Source organism: Amycolatopsis sp. NPDC051371, from assembly GCF_040682155.1.
Classification (GTDB): domain Bacteria; phylum Actinomycetota; class Actinomycetes; order Mycobacteriales; family Pseudonocardiaceae; genus Amycolatopsis.
This window is the reverse complement of sequence record NZ_JBFBAG010000002.1, coordinates 174,272-194,636: the sequence shown is the minus strand read 5'-3', so window position 1 is coordinate 194,636 and position 20,365 is coordinate 174,272. Positions and strand designations below refer to the sequence as shown.

The 20,365-nt window shown below is 72.0% G+C and carries 19 protein-coding genes and 1 pseudogene; 9 read left to right on the top strand and 11 right to left on the bottom strand.

Annotated elements, in window-relative coordinates; all coding sequences use genetic code 11:
• Nucleotides 1–203: 203 nt before the first annotated feature.
• The 4 genes from AB0M59_RS03120 to AB0M59_RS03105 all read left to right on the top strand — a co-directional run bounded on the left by AB0M59_RS03120 (nucleotide 204) and on the right by AB0M59_RS03105 (nucleotide 5,049).
• Nucleotides 204–1,187 (top strand): PaaX family transcriptional regulator C-terminal domain-containing protein, encoded by a 984-nt coding sequence (locus AB0M59_RS03120; RefSeq protein ID WP_364607643.1) that lies wholly within the window; start codon nucleotides 204–206, stop codon nucleotides 1,185–1,187.
• Nucleotides 1,188–1,459: 272 nt separating this feature from the next.
• Entirely contained in the window at nucleotides 1,460–3,016 is a 1,557-nt protein-coding gene (locus AB0M59_RS03115) for an alpha/beta hydrolase (RefSeq protein WP_364607640.1), read from the top strand.
• A gap of 216 nt (nucleotides 3,017–3,232) precedes the next feature.
• Nucleotides 3,233–4,378, top strand: coding sequence for a histidine kinase (locus AB0M59_RS03110; protein ID WP_364607637.1), 1,146 nt, complete (start codon nucleotides 3,233–3,235; stop codon nucleotides 4,376–4,378).
• On the top strand, nucleotides 4,375–5,049 hold the full coding sequence (locus tag AB0M59_RS03105) for a response regulator transcription factor (protein ID WP_364607634.1): 675 nt from the start codon (nucleotides 4,375–4,377) through the stop codon (nucleotides 5,047–5,049). The genes AB0M59_RS03110 and AB0M59_RS03105 overlap by 4 nt, the downstream gene beginning before the upstream one ends.
• An 80-nt stretch (nucleotides 5,050–5,129) precedes the next feature.
• Here AB0M59_RS03105 and AB0M59_RS03100 read toward each other — a convergent pair whose 3' ends face one another.
• From AB0M59_RS03100 to AB0M59_RS03090, 3 genes are all read right to left on the bottom strand, one after another.
• Nucleotides 5,130–5,621, bottom strand: a complete 492-nt coding sequence (locus tag AB0M59_RS03100; protein WP_364607631.1) for a MaoC family dehydratase — start codon at nucleotides 5,619–5,621, stop codon at nucleotides 5,130–5,132.
• Between the two features lie 101 nt (nucleotides 5,622–5,722).
• Complete coding sequence (locus tag AB0M59_RS03095; RefSeq protein ID WP_364607628.1) at nucleotides 5,723–6,916, bottom strand: AI-2E family transporter; 1,194 nt, start codon at nucleotides 6,914–6,916, stop codon at nucleotides 5,723–5,725.
• A gap of 104 nt (nucleotides 6,917–7,020) precedes the next feature.
• Nucleotides 7,021–7,929, bottom strand: a complete 909-nt coding sequence (locus AB0M59_RS03090) for a LysR family transcriptional regulator (protein WP_364607625.1) — start codon at nucleotides 7,927–7,929, stop codon at nucleotides 7,021–7,023.
• Nucleotides 7,930–8,034: 105 nt separating this feature from the next.
• On the opposite strand from AB0M59_RS03090, the gene AB0M59_RS03085 reads away from it, so the two are divergent.
• The 4 genes and pseudogenes from AB0M59_RS03085 to AB0M59_RS03070 all read left to right on the top strand — a co-directional run.
• The gene (locus tag AB0M59_RS03085; RefSeq protein WP_364607622.1) at nucleotides 8,035–9,153 is read left to right on the top strand and encodes an FAD-dependent monooxygenase; all 1,119 of its coding nucleotides are present in this window, start codon (nucleotides 8,035–8,037) and stop codon (nucleotides 9,151–9,153) included.
• Nucleotides 9,150–10,937, top strand: coding sequence for a CocE/NonD family hydrolase (locus AB0M59_RS03080; protein WP_364607619.1), 1,788 nt, complete (start codon nucleotides 9,150–9,152; stop codon nucleotides 10,935–10,937). The genes AB0M59_RS03085 and AB0M59_RS03080 overlap by 4 nt, the downstream gene beginning before the upstream one ends.
• On the top strand, nucleotides 10,934–11,419 hold the full coding sequence (locus tag AB0M59_RS03075) for a nuclear transport factor 2 family protein (RefSeq protein ID WP_364607616.1): 486 nt from the start codon (nucleotides 10,934–10,936) through the stop codon (nucleotides 11,417–11,419). Before AB0M59_RS03080 ends, AB0M59_RS03075 begins: the two co-directional genes overlap by 4 nt.
• A gap of 24 nt (nucleotides 11,420–11,443) precedes the next feature.
• Nucleotides 11,444–11,641 (top strand): annotated as a pseudogene (locus AB0M59_RS03070) (NIPSNAP family protein); the annotation flags it as partial.
• On the opposite strand, the gene AB0M59_RS03065 reads toward AB0M59_RS03070, so the two are convergent.
• The gene (locus tag AB0M59_RS03065; protein WP_364607613.1) at nucleotides 11,592–12,872 is read right to left on the bottom strand and encodes an MFS transporter; all 1,281 of its coding nucleotides are present in this window, start codon (nucleotides 12,870–12,872) and stop codon (nucleotides 11,592–11,594) included. The pseudogene AB0M59_RS03070 and the gene AB0M59_RS03065 overlap by 50 nt on opposite strands.
• 86 nt (nucleotides 12,873–12,958) lie before the next feature.
• On the opposite strand from AB0M59_RS03065, the gene AB0M59_RS03060 reads away from it, so the two are divergent.
• Entirely contained in the window at nucleotides 12,959–13,378 is a 420-nt protein-coding gene (locus tag AB0M59_RS03060) for a helix-turn-helix domain-containing protein (protein WP_364607611.1), read from the top strand.
• Here AB0M59_RS03060 and AB0M59_RS03055 read toward each other — a convergent pair.
• The 7 genes from AB0M59_RS03055 to AB0M59_RS03025 all read right to left on the bottom strand — a co-directional run bounded on the left by AB0M59_RS03055 (nucleotide 13,364) and on the right by AB0M59_RS03025 (nucleotide 20,340).
• Entirely contained in the window at nucleotides 13,364–14,590 is a 1,227-nt protein-coding gene (locus AB0M59_RS03055; RefSeq protein ID WP_364607608.1) for an alpha/beta hydrolase, read from the bottom strand. The two genes, AB0M59_RS03060 and AB0M59_RS03055, sit on opposite strands and share 15 nt — an antisense overlap.
• The gene (locus AB0M59_RS03050) at nucleotides 14,587–14,835 is read right to left on the bottom strand and encodes a hypothetical protein (protein WP_364607605.1); all 249 of its coding nucleotides are present in this window, start codon (nucleotides 14,833–14,835) and stop codon (nucleotides 14,587–14,589) included. Before AB0M59_RS03050 ends, AB0M59_RS03055 begins: the two co-directional genes overlap by 4 nt.
• Nucleotides 14,832–15,461 carry a VOC family protein gene (locus tag AB0M59_RS03045; protein ID WP_364607602.1) on the bottom strand — a complete coding sequence of 210 codons (630 nt, stop codon included), beginning with the start codon at nucleotides 15,459–15,461 and terminating at the stop codon, nucleotides 14,832–14,834. Before AB0M59_RS03045 ends, AB0M59_RS03050 begins: the two co-directional genes overlap by 4 nt.
• A gap of 292 nt (nucleotides 15,462–15,753) precedes the next feature.
• Nucleotides 15,754–16,467: a TetR/AcrR family transcriptional regulator gene (locus tag AB0M59_RS03040; protein ID WP_364607599.1), complete on the bottom strand. Its 714-nt coding sequence runs from the start codon at nucleotides 16,465–16,467 to the stop codon at nucleotides 15,754–15,756.
• Nucleotides 16,464–17,216, bottom strand: a complete 753-nt coding sequence (locus AB0M59_RS03035) for a maleate cis-trans isomerase (RefSeq protein WP_364607596.1) — start codon at nucleotides 17,214–17,216, stop codon at nucleotides 16,464–16,466. The genes AB0M59_RS03040 and AB0M59_RS03035 overlap by 4 nt, the downstream gene beginning before the upstream one ends.
• Nucleotides 17,213–18,868, bottom strand: coding sequence for an AMP-binding protein (locus tag AB0M59_RS03030; RefSeq protein WP_364607593.1), 1,656 nt, complete (start codon nucleotides 18,866–18,868; stop codon nucleotides 17,213–17,215). The genes AB0M59_RS03035 and AB0M59_RS03030 overlap by 4 nt, the downstream gene beginning before the upstream one ends.
• Complete coding sequence (locus AB0M59_RS03025) at nucleotides 18,865–20,340, bottom strand: FAD-dependent monooxygenase (protein WP_364607590.1); 1,476 nt, start codon at nucleotides 20,338–20,340, stop codon at nucleotides 18,865–18,867. Before AB0M59_RS03025 ends, AB0M59_RS03030 begins: the two co-directional genes overlap by 4 nt.
• Nucleotides 20,341–20,365 lie beyond the last annotated feature (25 nt).

Genomic DNA, 20,365 nt, shown 5'->3' with positions numbered 1-20,365 from the left:
CTTCCTGCGGAAGGCCGTCCGGAGCGGGCGGCGCGGGAACCGGGAGGGTCGATTGGTTGCTATCTTGGCGCCGATCGTCGCATGATGTGTCGCGTGATTCAACCCCTCGATGCGACGGCGTGGACGGCACTGCCACCATGGACACCCGCGGTGGGCACGTCCGGCCGACCGCTGAGCCGACCCCCGGAAGAGGCAGGCGCGCGATGACGACGGGCCCGCTGCCCCGAGCACAGCAGGGAGCCGAACCCCAGCTGCTGCTGACGTCCTTGCTCGGCGACTTCTGGTACTGGCGCGACGAGCACATCCCCTCGGCCGCGCTGGTTCAGCTGCTCGGCGAGTTCGACATCAGTCCCGCCAGCGCGCGGGCCGCGATCCGCCGCCTCGCCGCGCGCGGTCTGCTGACCGTGTCGCGAAGCGGGCGGACGACGGCCTACGGCATTCCCGCCCGCACGTCCGAAGTGATCATCGAGCGCACCCACCGGATGCTGACCTTCGGCACGAGCGCGCCCGGCTGGGACGGGCAGTGGACCGTGGTCACCTTCTCCGTGCCCGAACAGGACCGCGGGCTGCGCACGGCGCTGCGTTCGCGGCTGCGGGTCCTGCGCTTCGCCGCGCTCTACGACGGGGTGTGGGTCAGCCCGCACGACCTGACCGGCCCCGCGCTCACCGCACTGCGCGAACTCGACCTCCGCAGCGCGACGGTGTTCCGCGCCACCGAGGTGCCGGGCGAGACCGGCAGTCCGGTCGCGGCCTTCGACCTCGAACCCCTCGCCCGCGAGTACGACGGGTTCGTCGAGCGCTACGAACAAGTGCTCACCGGCTTGGCGGCCGGTCTGATCAGCCCGGCGCAGGCGCTGCGCACCCGCACCGAGCTGCGCGTGGACTGGCGCCGGTTCCCGGAGACCGACCCCGACCTGCCCGCCGAGCTGCTGCCCGCCGACTGGGCGCGCGACCGGGCCCAGAAGGTGTTCCTGCAGATCTACGACCGGCTCGGCCCGCTCGCCGAGCTCCGGTTCCGGCAGGTGCTGGCCGCCACCGACCCCGCGCTGGCCGAGTTCGCCACCCACCACGACTCGGTGAAGGTGGCCGCGCTGTTCGCCGAGCTCGGCGACCGCCACCCGGCCGGCGACACCCCGTTCGAGCAGGCTGCCGAGGCCCGCCGCCTCGACGACGCACGTCGTCAGTGAGGGCAACACTTCTCACGTCGACCGCATGGTGACTTGCCGCGTTTGAGCGGTCACCCGGCGTTCGCGACCACATTCCCCCGTCGGTCCACATCGGACACCGGCGGTCCCGCGCTGTCCGCTCCGCACGAGCGTTGTCCCCCCTGCGAGCTACCGGACCTGCTCGCCCTGGGGTGACGTTTTCCCGGCCTCAGTCCCGATAACTTCGGCGCCGTCAACGCGGGCGGCGGACCGGAAAGGCCCGCCGACGCCGAACATCGGAGGGCGAGCACCCCATGAGCAAGACAAGTGGGCCCGGGCTACGGGGCCATCGGTTCGCCGCGGCCCTGGCGGTCACCACACTGACCGTCCTGGGCGTGGCCGCCTGTGACAGCGCGGACGACGAAGACCACCCGGCGGCCGCGGCCCTCACCTGGGGACCGTGCCCGGCGGCGGCACCGGGCGCGCCCCGGGATCCCCGGCTCACCTGCGCGAAGGTGAAGGTCCCCCTCGACTACGGCCATCCGGACGGCACGTCGATCGAGGTCGCGATCTCCCGGCTGGGCGCCACCGACCCGGCGAAGCGCCACGGTGTCCTGCTGCTGAACCCGGGTGGCCCGGCACTGCCGGGTCTCGACACGCCCAGCGCGATGGCACCGACGCTGCCGAAGACCGTCCTGGACGGCTACGACCTGATCGGCTTCGACCCGCGCGGGGTCGGGACCAGCACCCCGCAGAGCTGCGGCCTCGAGAACCCCGGCGTCGCCGCTCTCTTCCCCTACCCCGCCGCCGACGGCTCGATCGACGCGAACGTCCAGGCCGCCCGCGCCACGGCCGGCAAGTGCGCCGCCAAGGCCGGGGAGAACCTGCGCTACTTCACCACCGCCAACACCGCTCGCGACCTCGACCGCGTCCGCGAAGCCCTCGGCGAAACCAAGATCTCGTACTGGGGCCAGTCCTACGGCACCTACCTCGGGTCCGTCTACAGCTCGCTGTACCCGGACCGGACCGACCGCATGATCCTGGAGGGCAACGTCGATCCCGCCCACGTCTGGGCCGGGGAAGCGGAGAGCTGGGGGAAGGGCATGGCCGAACGGTTCCCCGACGCCGCCGCCGTGGCCGCCGGGCAGAACGGCGCCCTCGGGCTCGGTGCCACTCCCGAAGAGGTCACCCGGACCTACCTCGCGCTCGCCGAGCGGCTCGACCGCACGCCGGCGCCGGTGCCGGGTACGCCGCAGTCGTTGAGCGGGGCGATGCTGCGCGGCGTCACCTACGCGCTGCTGATCCACAACAACACCCTGCCGGTGCTCGCTCAGGTCTGGAAGGCCGCCGCGGACCTGGCCGACGGTCACCTCACCGAGGCCGACGGCAAGGTGCTCCAGCAGGTGTTCGCCCACAGTCCGCCCACCCCGGGCGTTCCCGCGGACAACCAGGCGACCATGTTCCTGGCCCTCACCTGCGGTGACGCCGAGTGGTCCCACGACGTCGAGATCTACGCCAAGCGCAGCGCCGCCGACCGCAAGACCTGGCCCCTGACCGCGGGCATGCCGGCGAACATCTGGCCGTGCGCGTTCTGGCCGCAACCGGTCGAGAAGCCGGTCACCGTGACCGGCACCGGCGCCCGCAACACCTTGATCCTGCAGAACCGCCGCGACCACGCCACCCCGTGGGACTCCGGCGTCGGACTGCGCCGCGCCCTGGGCAGCCGCGCCGCCTTGGTCGGCGTCGACAACGGCGGGCATTACGTCTACCACGAAGGATCGGCCTGCGCCGACAACGCCACCGTGGACTTCCTCGACACCGGCCGGTTGCCGGACAAGGACCTCGACTGCACCGACGTCACGCGGCAGTGACCCACCCGGCGCGGGCGGCCTCCCTTCACCGGCCGCCCGCGCCTTCGGTGCTCGATCCACTCGAGGTCCGTCCGGCCGCACGCGCGCAGCGGATTCGGCACCGAAATGCCTGCCAGGCCACGATTCGTGCCCTCGCGCACGGTCGAGCTCCCGCGGGCGATCACCTTTTCCCGCCGGGGCGAACAGCAAGAGCCCGGCCTCGCTAGGCTCCCCGCCATGCCGACGCTGGGACGTCTCCGGAACCGCTGGGCGAGTGTCACCCCGGACGTCCGGGACCGGGCACTCGCCGCGGCCGTCACGGCCGCCGCGTTCGTGCCGGGACTCGCGATGCTCGGAGCGCAGTTCGGCGACCTGCCGAGGCACGACGGCGGATTCGCGGCGGTTCTGCTCGTGCTCGGGCAGACAGTCCCGCTGGCGGTGCGCAGCCGGTGGCCCGCGGCGACCCTCGCGATCATCGGGACCTGTTTCGCCGCACACGAAGTACTCGCGTACTCCCCCACGATCGGCAGCCTCGCACTGTACTTCGCGCTCTATTCGGCCGGAGCGCGCGAGGAGCGGTTCCGCCGGGCGGTGCCCGCGGCGGCGTCGGCGGAGTACGTCGTCTTCGCGGTCCTGGTCACCTTGCGCGGGTCGCCGTCGGATGTGCTGACCTACCTCCTCTACTACGTGGTGCTGGTCCTGTTCTGGTCGCTGGGCGCCCTGGTGCGGCAACGACGGCGGCAGGAGGCCGAACAGCGGCGGCTCACCGCCCGGGCCGCGGCGGCGGACGAGCGGGCGCGGCTCGCCCGGGAGCTGCACGACGTCGTCACCCACCACGTGACGGCCATGGTGGTCCAGGCCGACGCCGCCCGGTACCTCCCGTCCGAGCGCTTTCCCGAAGTGCTCGCCACCATCACCGGCTCGGGGCGCGACGCCCTCACCGAACTGCGGTTCCTGCTCGGCGTCCTCGAAGCGACCGGCGCGCGCACGCCGGGTCTCGACGCGCTGCGCGGCCTCGTCGAGCAGCCGGGCCGGGTGGTCGAGCTGGTCGAAGCGGGCGAGCGCCCGGCGTTGCCGCCGGAAACCGAGCTCACCGCGTACCGGATCGTGCAGGAAGCACTGACCAACGCGGCCAAGTACGCCGCCGGCCGTCCCGCGAAGGTGCGCGTCGGCTACGGCGTGGACCTCCTCGAAATCGAGGTGACCACCCAGGGTCCGGCGACCACGCCCGGCGCGCTCGGCTCCGGCGGACGCGGGCTGGCCGGGCTGCGCGACCGCGTCGACGCGCTCGGCGGCCGGTTCACGGCAGGCCCGTCGGGGGACGGATTCCGCGTCAGCGCGCAATTCCCCGTCGCCGGCACTCCGGTGCGGTGCGGCCGATGACCGACGGCCCGATCCGGGTGCTGATCTGCGAGGACCAGCAGCTCATCCGCGCAGGGTACGTGGCCGTGCTCGGCGCCCAGCCGGACATGGAGGTGGTGGGGCAGGCCGCGAACGGCCGCGACGCGCTCACCGAGATCGGCCGGCTGCGCCCGGACGTCGTGGTGATGGACATCCAGATGCCGCTGCTGGACGGGATCGAGGTGACCCGCCGCGTCGCCGGTCCCGACGCGGCGATCCCGGCGAAGGTCCTCGTCGTCACGACGTTCAACGTCGGCCAGTACGTCTACGACGCGCTGCGGGCCGGCGCGAGCGGGTTCCTCCTCAAGGACGCGCCCCTGGACGAGCTCGCCGAAGGGGTGCGCACGGTCGCGCGCGGCGAGTCGCTGCTCTCCCCCGCCGTGACCCGGACGCTGATCGGCCGCTACGCCGACCGGATCCAGCCGGTGGCTCCCGCCGGAGGTCCCCTGGACCGGCTGGCGCCCCGGGAGCTGGAGGTCCTGGAGCTGATCGCCGGCGGCCTGTCGAACGCCGAGATCGCGGCCGAGCTGGTGCTGAGCGTGGAGACGGTGAAGACGTACGTCTCGCGGATCCTCACCAAGCTCGACCTGCGGGACCGGGTGCAGGCCGTGGTGCTGGCCTACCGGACCGGGCTCGTCAGCGCCGCAGGATGAGCGTCCACAAAGGCCGCTGCCGAAGTGATCCGGTGGCGCTCACGCGACGGGAATCACCTGGTGAGAATTCCTCCGAGTCGTCAGGGGTTGCGCAGCAGCATGAGGTTCATCGCGGTGAGGCTCAGCGGGACCTCGTCCCGGTCGTTGCGCAGTTCGACCCGCGTCCGCAGCAGACCCCGGTCGGGCTTGCTGCGCGACCGGCGCGCCTCCACGGTGGTGGCCCGCAGGCGCAGCCGGTCGCCGGGCCGGACCGGGACGGCCCAGCGCAGCTCGTCGCAGCCCGGTGACGCCACCCCGGCCACGGTCGGCAGGTAGTGGTCGGCGAACAGCCGCATCATCAGGCCGCTGGTGTGCCACCCGCTGGCGATCAGCCCGCCGAACGGTCCCCGCGCGGCCGCTTCGGGATCGAGGTGGATGGCCTGCGGGTCGAAACGCCGCGCGAAGGCCAGGATCTCCTCCTCGGTGACCGAGGTGTGGCCGTACTCGTAGACCGACCCCTCCGGGTAGTCCTCGAAATAGCGCTCTTCGCGCGGTACGGCAAAGTCCGGGCCCAGTGCGGTCGTGGTGCTCAAGCAGGTCACTCCTCGTCGTAGGCAGTCGTGCCGGTCGGCCGTCTTCGGCGATCGTGCCCCGCACCCCTGCGCTCCCGGTCGGCGGGGCCTGCGCAGAGCGCTCAGGCCTGATCGAGGCGCGGGTAGGCGACTTCACGCAGGATCAGCAGCAGCGCCGCGGCGATCGGGATCGCGACGAGCGCGCCGACCACCCCGAGCAACACCCCGCCGAGCAGCACCGCGACCACGGTGACCAGCGCGGGCACCTTCACGACCTTCCCGATGATCCGCGGGACCAGCAGGTAGTCCTCGAGCAGCCGGTAGACGAGGAAGAACCCGACGGTGGCCAGCGCGACCGGCCACGACACCGTCAGCGCGACGAGGGAGACGGTGATGCCGGCGATGGCCGTGCCCAGCACCGGGATCAGGTCGAGCAGGGCGACCAGGATCGCCAGCAGCAGCGCGTACGGCACGCCGAAGATCAGCAGCCAGCCGAAGGTCACCGTCCCGGCGATCAGCGAGATCAGCGCGTTGCCCAGCACGTAACCGCCGACCTTGGCGAAGATCTCGTCGCCGATCAGGATCACCCGCGGCCGGCGGGAATGGGGCACCAGCCGGTAGAGGCCCCGGCGGATGCGGGGCAGGTCGGCCAGGAAGTAGATCGTCAGCACGATCACGACCAGCAGGTCCCCCAGCGTCCCGAGCACGGCCTTGCCGGCCGACACCGCGGTGTCGAGCACTCCCGACCCGCCGCTGAGCAGCTGTTGCAGGTGCTGCTGCAGGCCGAAGCGGTCGTTGAGCTGCCCCAGCGGGGAACTGTGGTCCTTCAGCGTCTGCAGGTACTGCGGCGCTTGGTGCGCGAACGCGGTCGCCTGTTCGACGATCACCGGAATCGCCAGTGCGAGGAACCCGCCGCCGACGACCAGCAGACCGAGCAGCACGCTCAGCACCGCCGCCCACCGCGGGAGACGGCGGCCCACCAGCCACGACACCGCGGGTTCCAGGCCGATCGCGAGGAACAGCGCCAGCCCGATCAGCACGAGGGTGTCCTGCGCGGTCACGATCACCTGGGCGACGACGTAGGTCACGGCGACCCCGGCGGCCCCGAGCATGCCGATGAAGAACGGCGACTTGCGATCGAGGCGGCGGCCGGGTTCGCCCAGCGGCTGGGTCCGGGTGCTCAGCTGCGCGGCCTCCGCTTCCGCCTCGGCCACGGTGCCTTCGTCCTCGGTGTGGGGCTGGGCCACGAGCTCGTGGTGCCCCTCGTGCGCGGAGTCCGCGCGGTCGCCGGGCTCGCCACCGGAAGACGCTGCCATGGTCGTGTCCCTCCGTACCGCCCGCTGCCGACGGCCGCGAGTTCCCCGGATCGGGTGGTTTCAAGCGAGATCGGTAAAAGACGTTTCCCTTCCGCGCGGAAGCGTCAGCTCGATGCGGCGAGGGTGGCCATGATGTGCCGGGTGCGCGCACGCAGCAGTTCGTGCGTGCGGTCGTGGTGGTTGCGGGGGTGCCAGGCCATGCCGATCGCGATGTCCGGCAGGGCCAGGGGAATCGGGAACGTCCGCAGCCCGAGCGTGTCCAGCATCGAGCGTCCCAGCCTGGCGGGAGCGACGCAGACGACGTCGGTTTCGCGGGCCAGGTACAGCGCGCTCGCGAAGCTGGGGACCACGGTGAGCACGCGCCGGCTCAAGCCCAGGTCGGCGAGGCGCTCGTCGATCGGGCCGTGCGCCCGGCCCCGCCGCGACACGGCGATGTGGTCGGCCGCGGCGAACCGCCGCGGCGTGACCGTCTTGACCCGCGCGAGCGGGTGGTCCGGCCGGACCGCGCCGACCAGTGTCTCGGTGACGAGCGTTTCGGAGTGGATCTCCGGGTCGCCCGCGCGGATGGTCCCGATTTCCAGGTCCACGAGGCCTTCGCGCAGAGCCGGGGTGTCCTCGAGGTTTTCCGGCCGCAGCCGCAGGGAGATTCCCGGCGCCTGGCTCCTCAGGTCGTCGATGAGGGACGGGATGAACGTCGTGGACAGCATGTCGGTGACCTGCAGGTCGAACATGCGCACCGCGGTGCGCGGATCGACGGCGTTCGACGGGCTGAACAACGCTCGTGCCCGGGCGGTGACCGCGTGCACCTCGCTGCGCAGCTCCAGCGCCCGAGGTGTGGGCACGAGGTCGCGTCCGGCACGGACGAGGAGCGGGTCGTCGAACGCGCGCCGCAGGCGGGCGAGGGTGCGGCCCATCGCCGGCGCCGAGGTGTGCAGGCGCGCCGCCGCCTTCGTCACGCTGCTCTCGGTGAGCAGCGCGTCCAACGCCTCGATGAGGTTCAGGTCGTAGTCCACTTCCCGATTATCACAGACGGAATCAGTCCCTATCGACGTTGCACTGGAGTAAAACGGCGTCCGTGCCTAGCGTCGAACTCGAACGACGATCGAAGGAGGAGCCTGATGCGAGCTGTGGTGATCGGGGGCGGGATCGTGGGCCTGACGAGCGGGCTCGCCCTGCGCCGCGCCGGAATCGACGTGGTGATCCACGAGCAGGCACCGGAGCTCCGAGCCGCCGGGGCGGGGCTGGGACTCTGGGCCAACGCGCTGGCGGTCTTCGACGACCTCGGCGTCGGCGACCGGGTCCGCGCCATCGGCAAACCCGGCGAAATGTACTTCCACGACGCGGCCGGCCGGCTGCTCGAAACCCCGGAGTTCGGCGTCGAAGACCACCGGTTCCTCCTGGTGCACCGCGCGAAGCTGACCGATCTGCTGGCCGACGCCGTCGGGCGGGAGAACCTCCGCCTGGCCACCGGATTCGCCGGCTACGAGGAGCACGCGGACCACGTCGGGGTGCGGTTGACCGATGGCAGCGAAGAGAACGCCGACGTGCTCGTCGGTGCGGACGGCGCGTACTCGGCGGTGCGCGGGCAGCTGGTGCCGGGTACGCCCGTGCAGGAACACCTCGGTCACCACGCCTGGCGCGCGGTCATCCCGGACCCGGGCCTCGCGCTGACCGAGGATCGGCTGATCCTGGGCGCCCACGGCTGCCGCGGCGGGTACGTGCGCACCCACGACGGCCACGTTTACTGGCTGGTGAACCAGTTCGACGCGCCGGAACCGGCCGGAACCCTGAAGCAGCAGGCGCTGGACCGCGTCGCGCACCTGGAGGACGGCGGGAACAGCGGAGTCCTGGCCGAGCTGATCGCCGCGACGCCCGAGGACCGGATCCTGCACAACCGGATCATGCTCGTACCTCCGCTGCCGCACTGGGTTTCCGCGCGCGTCGTGCTCGCCGGGGACGCGGCGCACGCGATGTCACCGCACATCACCGCAGGCGCGACGCTGGGCATCGAAGACGCCGCGCTGCTCGGCCGTCTGCTCACCCCGGCCGGGGACGTGCCCGCGGCGCTGGCCGCCTACGAAGCGGACCGGATCCCCCGGTACGCCCGCGTCGCGGAGCTCTCGGCGGCGGTGGAACACGCGCCCACCCCGCGGCAGTTCGCGCGGCACTACGCCGCGTTCAGCCACTGGATGATGACTCCGGCACACGCGGCCACCGAGAACCCGGTGCAGGCATGACCTTCACGGTGGAAGTCGACGTGCGGGTGCCGATGCGCGACGGCGTCGAACTCGCCACCAACGTGTGGCTCCCGGCCGGGCCGGGACCGTTCCCCGCGTTGCTGGTCCGCACGCCCTACGGCAAGGACGACGCCGGACTGTACGGAAACCCGAAGCTCCCGGACGTGTTCGCCCTCGTCGAAGCCGGCTACGCGGTGGTGGCGCAGGATGTCCGTGGCACCTCCCGCTCCCCCGGGACGTTCGAGCCGCACACCCACGAAGGCCCGGACGGCCTCGACACGCTCGCGTGGCTGGCCGGGCAGCCGTGGTGTGACGGCGCGGTCGGCATGTGGGGCGGCTCCTACATGGGTTTCGCGCAGTGGCAGGCGGCGCCGCACGACACGCCGGCGTTGCGCGCGATCGCCCCGGCGATGACCTCTGCCGACCCGTACGCGGCACCGTGGCGTTCGCCGGGCGGTGCGTTGTCGCAGGACGCCGTCCTGACCTGGGGCACACTTTCGGCAGTGCGCAACCTGCGCCGCGGTCTCACCGACGGACACGGTGACCCCGCCGACGCCGGGGCACTGCTGGCCGGCTTGGCCGACCCGCGATCACTGCACGAACCGCTGCCCCTCGCCCGGCGCGACGCGCTGACCCGCTCCCTGCCCTGGCTCGGTCAAGTGCTCGGCCACCCGGAACGAGACGACTTCTGGCAAGAGATCGCGGCGATCGACCACTGCGATCGCATCACCGTTCCCGCGCTCCACACAGGAGGGTGGTACGACGTGTTCATCGGCGAGACCGTGCGTGCCTACACGATGATGCGCCGCCACGGCGGCAGCGCCGAGGCACGGGACGGCCAACGGCTGCTCGTCGGTCCGTGGTCCCACGCCGACGGCACCGATCTCGGCACCTACCCCGACCGGTCGTTCGGGCTCGCCGGCAGCATCAAGGCCGCCGGCGTCACCGAAGCCCACCTGCGGTTCTTCGACCGCTGGGTCCGCGGCCGGACGGACGTTCCCGACGACCCCCACCGGGTCCGGATCTTCGTCATGGGCGTCGACCGGTGGCGTGACGAACCGGACTGGCCACTGCCGGACACCCGCTACACCGGCTACTTCCTCACCGGCGGCGGCCGGGCCAACACCGCGACCGGCGACGGCGTCCTGACGCGCGACGCCCCGTCGGCGGAGACGGCCGACACCTTCGGCTACGACCCGCGCGACCCGGTCCCCACCTTGGGCGGCACCGTGCTCGCCGCCGCGCCGGGCGCCTACCCCGGCCCGGCCGACCAGGCAGCGGTCGAAACGCGCGAGGACGTGCTCTGCTTCACCACTCCCGTCCTGGAGCGTCCCCTCGAGGTCACCGGCCACGTCACCCTGGTGCTGCGCGTGTCCTCTTCGGCGCCGGACACCGACTTCACCGGCAAGCTCGTCGACGTGCACCCCGACCGCCGGGCGATCCTGCTGTGCGAAGGCATCCAGCGCGTCCGCTACCGCGACTCCCTGACCGAGCCCACGCTCCTGGAACCGGGAGCGATCGGCGAACTCACGATCGACCTGGGCGTCACCGCGAACGTCTTCCTGCCCGGGCACCGCATCCGGCTCGAGGTCTCCAGCAGCAACTTCCCCCGCTACGACCGCAACCCCAACACCGGCGGCACGGTCGCCACCGACGGCGAGGACGACCTGACCGTCGCCGTCAACCGCGTCCACCACGGACCCGCCCACCCCAGCCGGCTGATCCTGCCGCTGATCGACCGGCCGGACACCGGACACCCCACGGCCGAGGAGGCTCGCGCATGAGCGCACTGCAGGAGCTGGTCGACCGGACGGCCATCGCCGACGTCGTCGCCGGTCTCGCCCACGCCCAGGACGACCGGGACTGGATCGCCCTGCGGCGGCTGTTCGCCGAAGAGGTCATGCTGGATCTCTCGACCCACCACCACGGCCGGCCACCGGAGACCGTCACGGCCGCCGACCTGGTCGAGCTGGCCCGGGCGACGCTGGAGGGTTTCGACTGCACCCACCACGCCGCCACCGGCCTCGTCGTGCGGCGGTCCGGCGACGAGGCCGACTGCCGCACGCACATGGTCGCCTACCACCACGTCCCCGCCGATCCCGGCGTGGTCGATCACTGCACGATGCGCGGCTACTGGGAGCTGAAGCTGCGCAAAGTCGGCGGACGGTGGCTCATCCGGCACTGGGCCGTGCGGCGCACCGCCCCGTGGGAAGGCTCCCCGGACGTCTACGCACTCGCCGCCGCACGCCGCATCCCCCGAACCTGACCGCTGTCCCGAGGAGCACCATCGATGTTCTACGAACTGCGCACCGAGCACGCCCACCCGGGGCACGGCGCCGAACTGGCCCGCCGCATGACCGAGACCGTCATCCCGCTGCACCGGGAACTGGGGATGCAGGTGGTGGGATCGTTCACCGCGCTCGGCGACGAAGACTCCTTCATCTGGATCCGGCGGTTCGAAGACGCCGCCGACCGCGAACGCGTCCTGACCGCCGTCCACCGGGATCCCCGGTGCGCCGCCATGGTCGACGCCGTTTCAGCACTGACTGGTGAAGGCGCGTCGACCTTGCGCCTGGCACCGACCACTGAGTGAACCAGACGATCAGGGCGCAGAAGGCCAGTGCCGCGCCCAGGATGGTCGAGCCCGGCCAGCCCCAGGCGGCGAACACCCTCGTGGTCGCCGCGGCTCCGAGTGCCGAGCCCAGCGAATAGAACACCATGTACGCGCCGATCGTCGTGCTGGTGCGGTCGGCGAACGTGGCCGTCAGGAGGTGCTGATTGCTCACGTGCACGACCTGCACCGCGAAGTCCAGCACGAGCACGCCGACGGCCAGCACCACCAGGGACCGACCGAGCTGCCCGATCGCGAGCCACGAACCGAGCAGGAGAACCAGTGCGATGCCCGTGACCCGCCCCGCGTGGCCGGCGTCGCCCCAGCGGCCGGATCGAGCCGCTCCCCAAGCTCCCGCCAGGCCGGCGATGCCGAACAGCCCGATCTGCGTCTCGCTCAAGTGCCACGGCTCGCCGGCCAACGGAAGCGCCAAGCCACTCCACAGGGTGCCGAAGGACGCGAACACGAAGAACGCGCTCAGTCCGCGACCGAGGAACAGCGGCCGGGTGAACAACCCGAAGAACGCTAGGAGGGTCCGGCCGTAGGGCTCGGCGCCGGTCCGGAGGTCCGCCGGCAGCGCGACGAGACACAGCACGCAGAGAACCAAAGCGAGCGCTGCCAAGGCGAAGTAGCTGCCACGCCACCCCCACAGGTCCGACAGAGTCCCGGTGACGACCCGGGCGCCGAGGATGCCGGCCACCACGCCGGACGTCACCACGCCGAGGTTGCGGCCTCGCTCGGACGGGCACGAAAGCGACGCCGTGTACGCGACCGTCGTCTGCACCACCACCGCGAAGACTCCCGCGGCGGCGAGGCCGGCGAACGCCATCCACGCGACCGGAGCCGCCGCCGTGACCGCCAGGCCCACCGCCACCAGACCCAGGTGCCCGGCGATCAACCGACGTCGGTCGAGCCGGTCGCCCAGGGGTACCAGCAGCACCAGACCCGCCAGGTAGCCCAGCTGGCCCGCGGCCACGAACCAGCCGGCCGACTCGCGGGGAACACCGAGGTCGTCACCCATCGGGCCCAGGACCGGTTGCCCGGCGTAGACGCCCGCGACCGCGACCCCGCACACCACCGCCAGCAGCAGCCTCGTTCCGCGTCCCACCACGCCTCCCCAATTGGTTGCGGTTTGCAACTCTTCGAAGAGTAGGTCAGAATGGTTTCATTACGCAACTCAGTGGAGGTGGCGCGATGTGGACGGACCCGACCTGCCCGGTCGCGCGGACCGTGGACCTGATCGGCGATCGGTGGAGCCTGCTGATCGTCCGGGACGCGATGGACGGCGCCCGCTCGTTCACCGACTTCCAGCAGCGCACGGGCATCGCCCGCAACATCCTCGCCGACCGGCTCCGCAAGCTGACCGCCCACGGCCTGCTCGCGCAGGTCGAGGCGCCGTCGGGCAAACGCCGGCAGTACGCGCTCACCGCCGCCGGACAGGACCTCTTCGCCGTGATCGTCACCCTGCGGCAGTGGGGTGAGCGGCACGCCTTCGAAGCCGGCGAGCCGCATTCGGTCCTGGTCGACGAGCACGGCGCGGTCGTCCCGCCGGTGGTTCCGACGAGCCCGGACGGAACACCGCTGAGCAGCGGCACGACCTCAGTGCGGAAGTGACAGCGGGAAACGCTTGCCCAGCCACTCGGTGATCTCGGCGGCGGCCAGCTCGTTGCCCGTGGGCTCGCCGTCGGCGATGGCGCCGCCGAAGTGGAGGCCACGGACCGTCGTGCTCGTCAGGTCCGCGGCACCCAGGGCCTCGATCATGCGCCGGGAGTCGGCCGGGAAGGCCGCCTGGTCGCCGGTCAGCTCGACGAACAGCGTCGGGATCGTGACGCCCGGCGCGCAGCGGACGAAGTCGGCGCGGGAGCTCAGGCCGGACCACGTCGACAGCCACGCTTCGGGCGTCGCCAGGCGGCCGAAGCCGACCAGGCCGTAGTCGATGAGGTCGGGGCGCTTGCCGAACAACGAGCCGTACGGCCGTTCGCTCGGATCCAGCGTGAGGTCGACCGTGCGCGGGTCGGCGTCGGTGCGGAACACCGTGATCACGCGAGGAGCCAGCGAACGACGGCGGTCTTCGGCCCGGCCGCCGGACTTGAACGCCTCGCGCGCGGCGGCCGTCTCGGCCAGGTGCGCGCGGGCCACCGCGTCGATGCGGGCGACGCGGTCGCGTTGCGCCGCGCGGTAGCGGTCCAGGAATTCCGGGGCGTAGGAGGAACTTCCGGGCGGCTCGGCGAAGCCGTTGGCCGGGGAGAACGGGTCGAGCTCGGGCACCACCGACATCGGGTCGGTCTCGTCGGCCACCGACGGGTCGATGCAGGCGAGCAGGAGCCGGCCCTGACCCGGGTGCGGCGCCAGGAAGACGACGCCGTCCGGTAGCGGCATCTCCGCCTCGGCCAAGCGGGTCGGCCGGCCGCCGGGAGTGGTTTCGACGCGGTCCGTGCGGGCCGCCTGCTCGCAGTAGTACGCGAAGAGCGTGCCGCCGCCGGAGTGCCCCAGCAGCACCAGCGAGTCGAAACCCTGCTGCCGCAAGAAGACCTGACCGGCGGCGACGTCGTGCAACGCCTGCTCGTGGACCAGGTTCAGGTCGTTGTTGACCGAGCGGGTGTGCTGGGTCCACACCGCGACCCCGGCACGCAGCAGCAGCGGGACGAGCGGGTGGTGCGTCAGGTCCTGACGCGGGTGCATGAGGGTCACGACCGTCCGGGCACCGGCCACAGTGGACAGCACACCGCGCACGGTGGCGCCGTCCGCGGTGGTCAGTTCGTGCACGGTGGAAGCCGGCCGCTCCCCCGCCGCGACGTACCGCCCGGCACCCAGTCGCTCGCTCACACCGGCTCCACGCGCAGCGCGTTCTTGTCGTGCTGGGTGATCCGGCTGTCGCGGGCCACGCCGGCGATGCACGAGTACCAGACGGCGTGGCGGCAGCCGGTCGCGCGCCGGTCCACCACGATCGGGCCCGTCGCGCTGATCTCGAAGTACGGCCCGATCCGCCCGACCGTGACCGCGGGGTCCACGGCGGCGATCTTGGCCACGGCGGTGTTCTCCGGGACGTCGAGGACGTAGAGCGCCGTCATCGCGCGGGTTCCCAGTCCGCCGCGTGCTCGACGATCAGCTCCGCCTTGCGCGCCAGCAGCTTCCCGAACGTCGGCTCCGGCTCGCCGACGACGTCGAGCAGCGCGTCGATCGTCAGGTTCGCGTCCAGGTCCTCCTGGGGCGTCACCGGGCGCATCGCGCGGGTGATCTCGAACATGTAGCCGTTCGGGTCGTGGGTGTAGATCGACTCGATGGTCTCGTGCTGGATCTGCATCTCGACCGGCCAGTCGCTCGCGTCGAGCCGGCGCCGGTACTCCAGCAGGTCCGCTTCGTCGTTGACGTGGATCGCCAAGTGCCGCGACCGCACGAAGAACTCGGGCACCTCGGCGCCGAACCGCGCGTAGACGTCGCCCTGGACCCCGGGTGCGCCGCCGATCTCGGGAGTGGTGCCGAAGTAGTAGAAGAACGCGATCCGGTCGTCGTTGCCGATGTCGAAGAAGAAGTGGATGAAGTCGGGGTGGTTCTCCGGACCCCAGCCCGCCGCGCAGATCGAGTGCACGACCGGGAACCCGAGCACGTCCCGGTAGAAGCGCACCGTGGCGGCGGGGTCGAAGGTGGGGAACGCGACGTGGTCGACGCCCCGCACCCGGTGGTCCAGCTCGGTCATGACTGCCTCCCGCATGGTCTCGTGAAGTTCAAGGTACGCGGAAGTCAACGATCGAGTCAATATTCTGACGCCTGCGCAGAATCACCCTGCGGCTCCACCCGGACGTCGCGTGATCAGAGCCGGAACTCGCGTGTTTGAAGCCGGAACTCGCGTGATCAACGACGTTACGGGCCCAATCACGCGAGTTACGTGCCCAATCACGCGAGTTCCGGCCCTGATCACGCGAGTTACGTGCTCGATCACGGCACGGAGAAGCCCCTCCGCCGTGGCGAAGGGGCTTCGAGCCGGAGCATCAGACGTCGAGGATGCGCTCCAGGTGATCGAGGTCCTGACGCAGCATCTTCAACGCCGCGGCCGGCCCCTCACCGTCGAGAACGTGCTGGTCGGGACGCTGCAGAGCGCCGACGGCCATGTCGGCGAGCTGCTCGACGACCGCGTCGGCGGTGTCGCGGCCGCCCGGGTGGAACCACCACGCCACCCAGTTGCACATGCCGAGCACGCCGAGGGCCGCGACGCGCGCGTCGACCGGACGGAACCGTCCCACTCGCACGCCCTCGTCGATGACGCCGGCGATCGTCTTGAGGACGGCGCGGCGGCCCTCGTCGTAGGCCTCGGTGAGTTCCGCGGGCAGTTCGGCCTCGGACCGGATGAGCAGCCGGAACCGCTCGGGCTGCCGGGCGCGGCGGCCGACGATGATCTCCACGATGCCGCGCAGCTTCGCCACCGGGTCGAGGTCCCGCGCCACCAGCTCGGTGAGCTCTTCCAAGGGCCCGTTGGTGACCTCGGTGACGAGCTTGGCGAGCAGCTCTTCCTTGCTCTTGACGTAGTAGTAGAGCGCGGGACGCGTGATGCCGAGCGCGTCGGCGATGTCCTGCAGGCTCGTGCCGGCGAAGCCGCGCTCGGCGAAGAGCCGGGTGGCGTGCTCGTACAGCTCGTTCTCCACCAGTTCCCGCCGGGCGGTGGTCCCCTTTTCGCGGGGCCCGCCCCGCGGTGTGCTGCCGCTCATCCTCGTGATGGTAGAGGTCCCGCGAGCAGCCGCCCGGCTCCCGGCAGCCGCGGCGCGAGGTTCAAGCCCCGCAAGAGCGCGTACGCGCCCGCCGTGGCGGCCGACAGCACCGGGAGCCCGAACTCCGTCTCGGCGGGTTCGACCAGGTCCAGCGAGGGCATCTGGACGCAGGCGGAGATGACCAAGGCGTCGGCATCGGTCAGGTTCAGCCCGCGCGCGGCGGCCAGCACCTGGTCGCCCGGGATGCACCCGACTTCGGCGTTGTCCGCGACTTCGAGCGCGACCCAGTCCACGACGTCGAAGCCTTCGGCCCGCAGGTAGGCGACGACTTCTTCGGCGAGCGGCCGCAGGTACGGCGTCACGAGGGCGATCCGCCGGGCGTCGAGTGCGCGCAGCCCTTCGACGAGCGCTCCGGCGCTGGACAGCACGGCCGGGTGCGCGTCGCGGGCCGCCAGCTGCCCGGTCACGGCTTTCTCCGTACGCTCGTGCTCCCCCGGCCCCTGCGCCATCACCGCGACGAGGCACGCGTAGAGCAGCGCGTCGACGCCCGCGTCGGCCAGCTCGTCGACGCAGCGTTCACGCTGGGAGTTCATCGCGCGCAGCTCCTCCGGCGACACCTTGTGCATGCGCATCCGGCTGCTGTGGAAGGAAAACGCGGCGGAGGGGTGGCGCGCGAGCAGCGCCGGGATCTCCGTCTCGACGGTGACGTTCGAGCTGGGGACGACCAGGCCGATCCGGTGCGGGGTCACGGGGTTCCTCCTTGTTCGGCGGCGAGCTTCGCGGCGATCTCCGCCTGCAGCCGCTTCTTGTCCAGTTTTCCGACGAGGGTGCGGGGGATTTCGGCGACGACTTCGACGCGTTCGGGCCACTTGAACTTCGCCACGCCCTGTTCGGCGAAGTGCCGCTGGACTTCCGCCAGGTCCAGCGGACCGCCGGTCACGAACGCGCAGGTGCGCTCCCCCAGCCGCGGGTCGGGCATCGCCACCACGGCCACGCCGGTGACGAGCGGGTGGCGCAGCAGGAGCAGTTCGACCTCTTCGGCGTTGATCTTCTCGCCGCCGCGGTTGATGACGTCCTTGATCCGGCCCTCGATCGACACATAGCGCACGCCGTCGATCACCCGCACCGCGGCGAGGTCGCCGGTGCGGTAGAAGCCGTCGGCGGTGAACGCGCGCGCGTTGTGCTCGTCGGCGTCGAAGTAGCCGCGCAGCGTGTACGGGCCGCGGCAGCACAGCTCGCCGATCTCACCGTCCGGGACTTCTTCGTCGGTACCGGGTTCCAGCACGCGCACTTCGTCCAATTCGGACAGTGGCGTGCCGACGGTCGTGGCCCGCGCGGCCCGGGGTGCGCCGGGCCGGGTGGTGAGGAACAGGCCCTCGCCCATGCCGAACAGCTGCGCCGACCACAGTCCGCGGCGCTCGAGGTCGTCGAACAGCGCGGGCGGGACCTTGGTGCCGGACAAGACGATCTGGGTCAGCGCCGCCGCCGCGGCGGCGAACCCCGGGTGCCCGACGGCCCGGAAGTGGCCGTGCCCCAGCAGGACGTGGGTGGCCGCCTCACGCGCCAGCAGCGGGAGTGACGCGTCCAGGTCGGCGGTGCCGAGGATCAGCGAAGCGCCGACGCTGTGCGGGCCGTGCAGCGCGCAGACGATGCCGGCGTTGTGCACGATCGGGATCAGGTGGGCGACGCGGGATTCCGGGGACCAGCCCCAGGATTGCGCGTAGGCCAGGGCGTTGTACCAGTACTCCGCGTGCAGCCGCGGGATCACCTTGGGCACGCCGGTGGTGCCGCCGGAGAGCTGGAACACCGCGACGTCGTCCGGGCCGATGCCCGCCTGGATCTCCTCGACGGTCTTGCGCGCGGCCCCCGCGTCGAGGTCCCTCCCGAGCCCGGAGACGGCGATGCCGCGCGGGTCGTCGCCGAGGACCAGCACGTGCCGCAGGGTCGGGTGGTCGACGCCCTGCTCGAGAGCGAAGCCGACGAGGTCGAACCCGCCGGTCTCGACGACGTGTGCGACGGCGCCCACCCGGCGGCTGATCTCGCCGATCTCGTGCCCGCGGTGCGCCGCCAGGGTGCACACCGGCACCAGACCGGCTTTGAGCACGCCGTACCAGGCGAGCACTGTCGCGAGCCGGTTGCCGGCCTGGAAGAGCACCGGGTCACCGGGTTCGAGGCCGAGCGCGGCGAGCCCCGCGGCCAGCAGGTCGGTGCGCTCGTCCAGCTCGCGGAAGGTGACCCGGCCGTCGAGCGCGACGACGGCGTCGCGATCCGGGTGGGCCAGCGCGACCTGGTGCAGCTGGTCGGCGATCGTCCGGGTATCCCACAGCCCGCCCTCCCGGTACGCGCGCACGGCGTCCTCCGGGTACGCGACGACCTTGTCGCCCCAGCGCGCGGCGCTCATGCGGTCTCCTCGATCAGGTCGGTGCGGGCGCTGACCAGCCCGGCGGCCAGGTCGTCCCGCAGCGCCGCCGGTCCCTCCACCAGCACGATCCCACCCGCTTCGAGCCGGACGCGCTCGGCGAGGTCCAGCCGGGTGAGCAGGGCACCGCGATCACCCGGTCCGGTGAACCGGAACCCGGCGGCGCCACGCTCACGGGCGGTGCGGGCGCGGGCCACGACCGCGTCCCCGGCCTCGTCCCACGGGTCGGCGACGACGTCGTCGATCGTGACGAGGTCGCCGGGCGGGGCCGGCTGCTGGTCGAGCACCCAGTCGACGAGCCCGTCCGCGGGTGGTGATGTCCCGGCGTACTGGGTCAGCGCGGTGGCGACGAGGTCCGGGCTGGTGGCCGCGAAGCGCTCCAGCGGGACGTTCCCCGCGCGGGTCATGTAGGCGACCATCAGCTGTTCCACCGGCAGGTGCAGCCGCGCCGGGAACGCCTCCCACCACAGCCGGCTGCGGCGGGCCAGCTCCTGCAGCCGCTCGACGGCCGGCCGCCGGTCCGCCTCGTACCGAGTGAACGCTTCGGCGGTGCCGGGCGCGGAACGCAGGGCGTCGACCAGGCCGATCGCGTCCTCCATGGCGAGTTTCGTGCCGGATCCGATGGAGAAGTGCGCGGTGTGCGCGGCGTCGCCGAGCAACACGGTGTTCCCGGCCGACCACCGGGCACAGTGGACGGTCCGGAAGCGCAGCCAGCGCGTGCGGTTGCCGATCAGCCGGTGCCCGCGCAGCGGCTCGGCGAACGCGTCCTGCAGGTACCGCAGGGACACTTCGTCGGACGACGTTTCGTCGGTGGCGCGGTCGAAGCCGGCCCGGCGCCAGGTGGCTTCGTCGGTCTCGATGAGGAACGTGCTGTTGCCCGTGCCGTACGGGTAGGCGTGCGTGACGAAGACGCCGTGCTCGGTGCGGACCGGCTCGAACAGCGCGTCGTCCAAGGCGAAGTCGGCCCCGCACCAGAGGTACAGGCCCCGCCCGGTGCCGATCCGGGCGCCGAACGAGCCCTGCTCGCGCGTCACGCTGCCGACGCCGTCGGCGGCGACCACGACGTCGGCGTCGAGGTCGGCGGCCGAGCGTCGGCTCCCGAAGTTCAGCTCCACCCCGGCCTTCTCCGCGTGGCGCTGCAGGATGGCCAGCAGTTCGGTGCGGGCGACGCCGACCAGCCGGTCGTTGCGAACCCGGGCGACGCGGCCGTCGACCCGCAGGGTCATGTCGTGCCGGCAGCCCGCGGCGACCAGGTCGCGCAGGGTGTCGGGGTCGGCCGCGGCCAGTTTGCGCTGGGTGCCGGCGGCCAGCCCGACGCCGAATCCGAAGGTCGTGTCCGGCTCGCCCTGCTCGTGCACGGCGACTTCGCAGGACGGAAACGCGAGCTTGAGCAGTCGCGCGGCGTAGAGCCCTCCTGGCCCTCCGCCCAGCACCGCGACTCGGCGTGGCTGCATCCCGACCTCCCTGTTTGACGTGTAC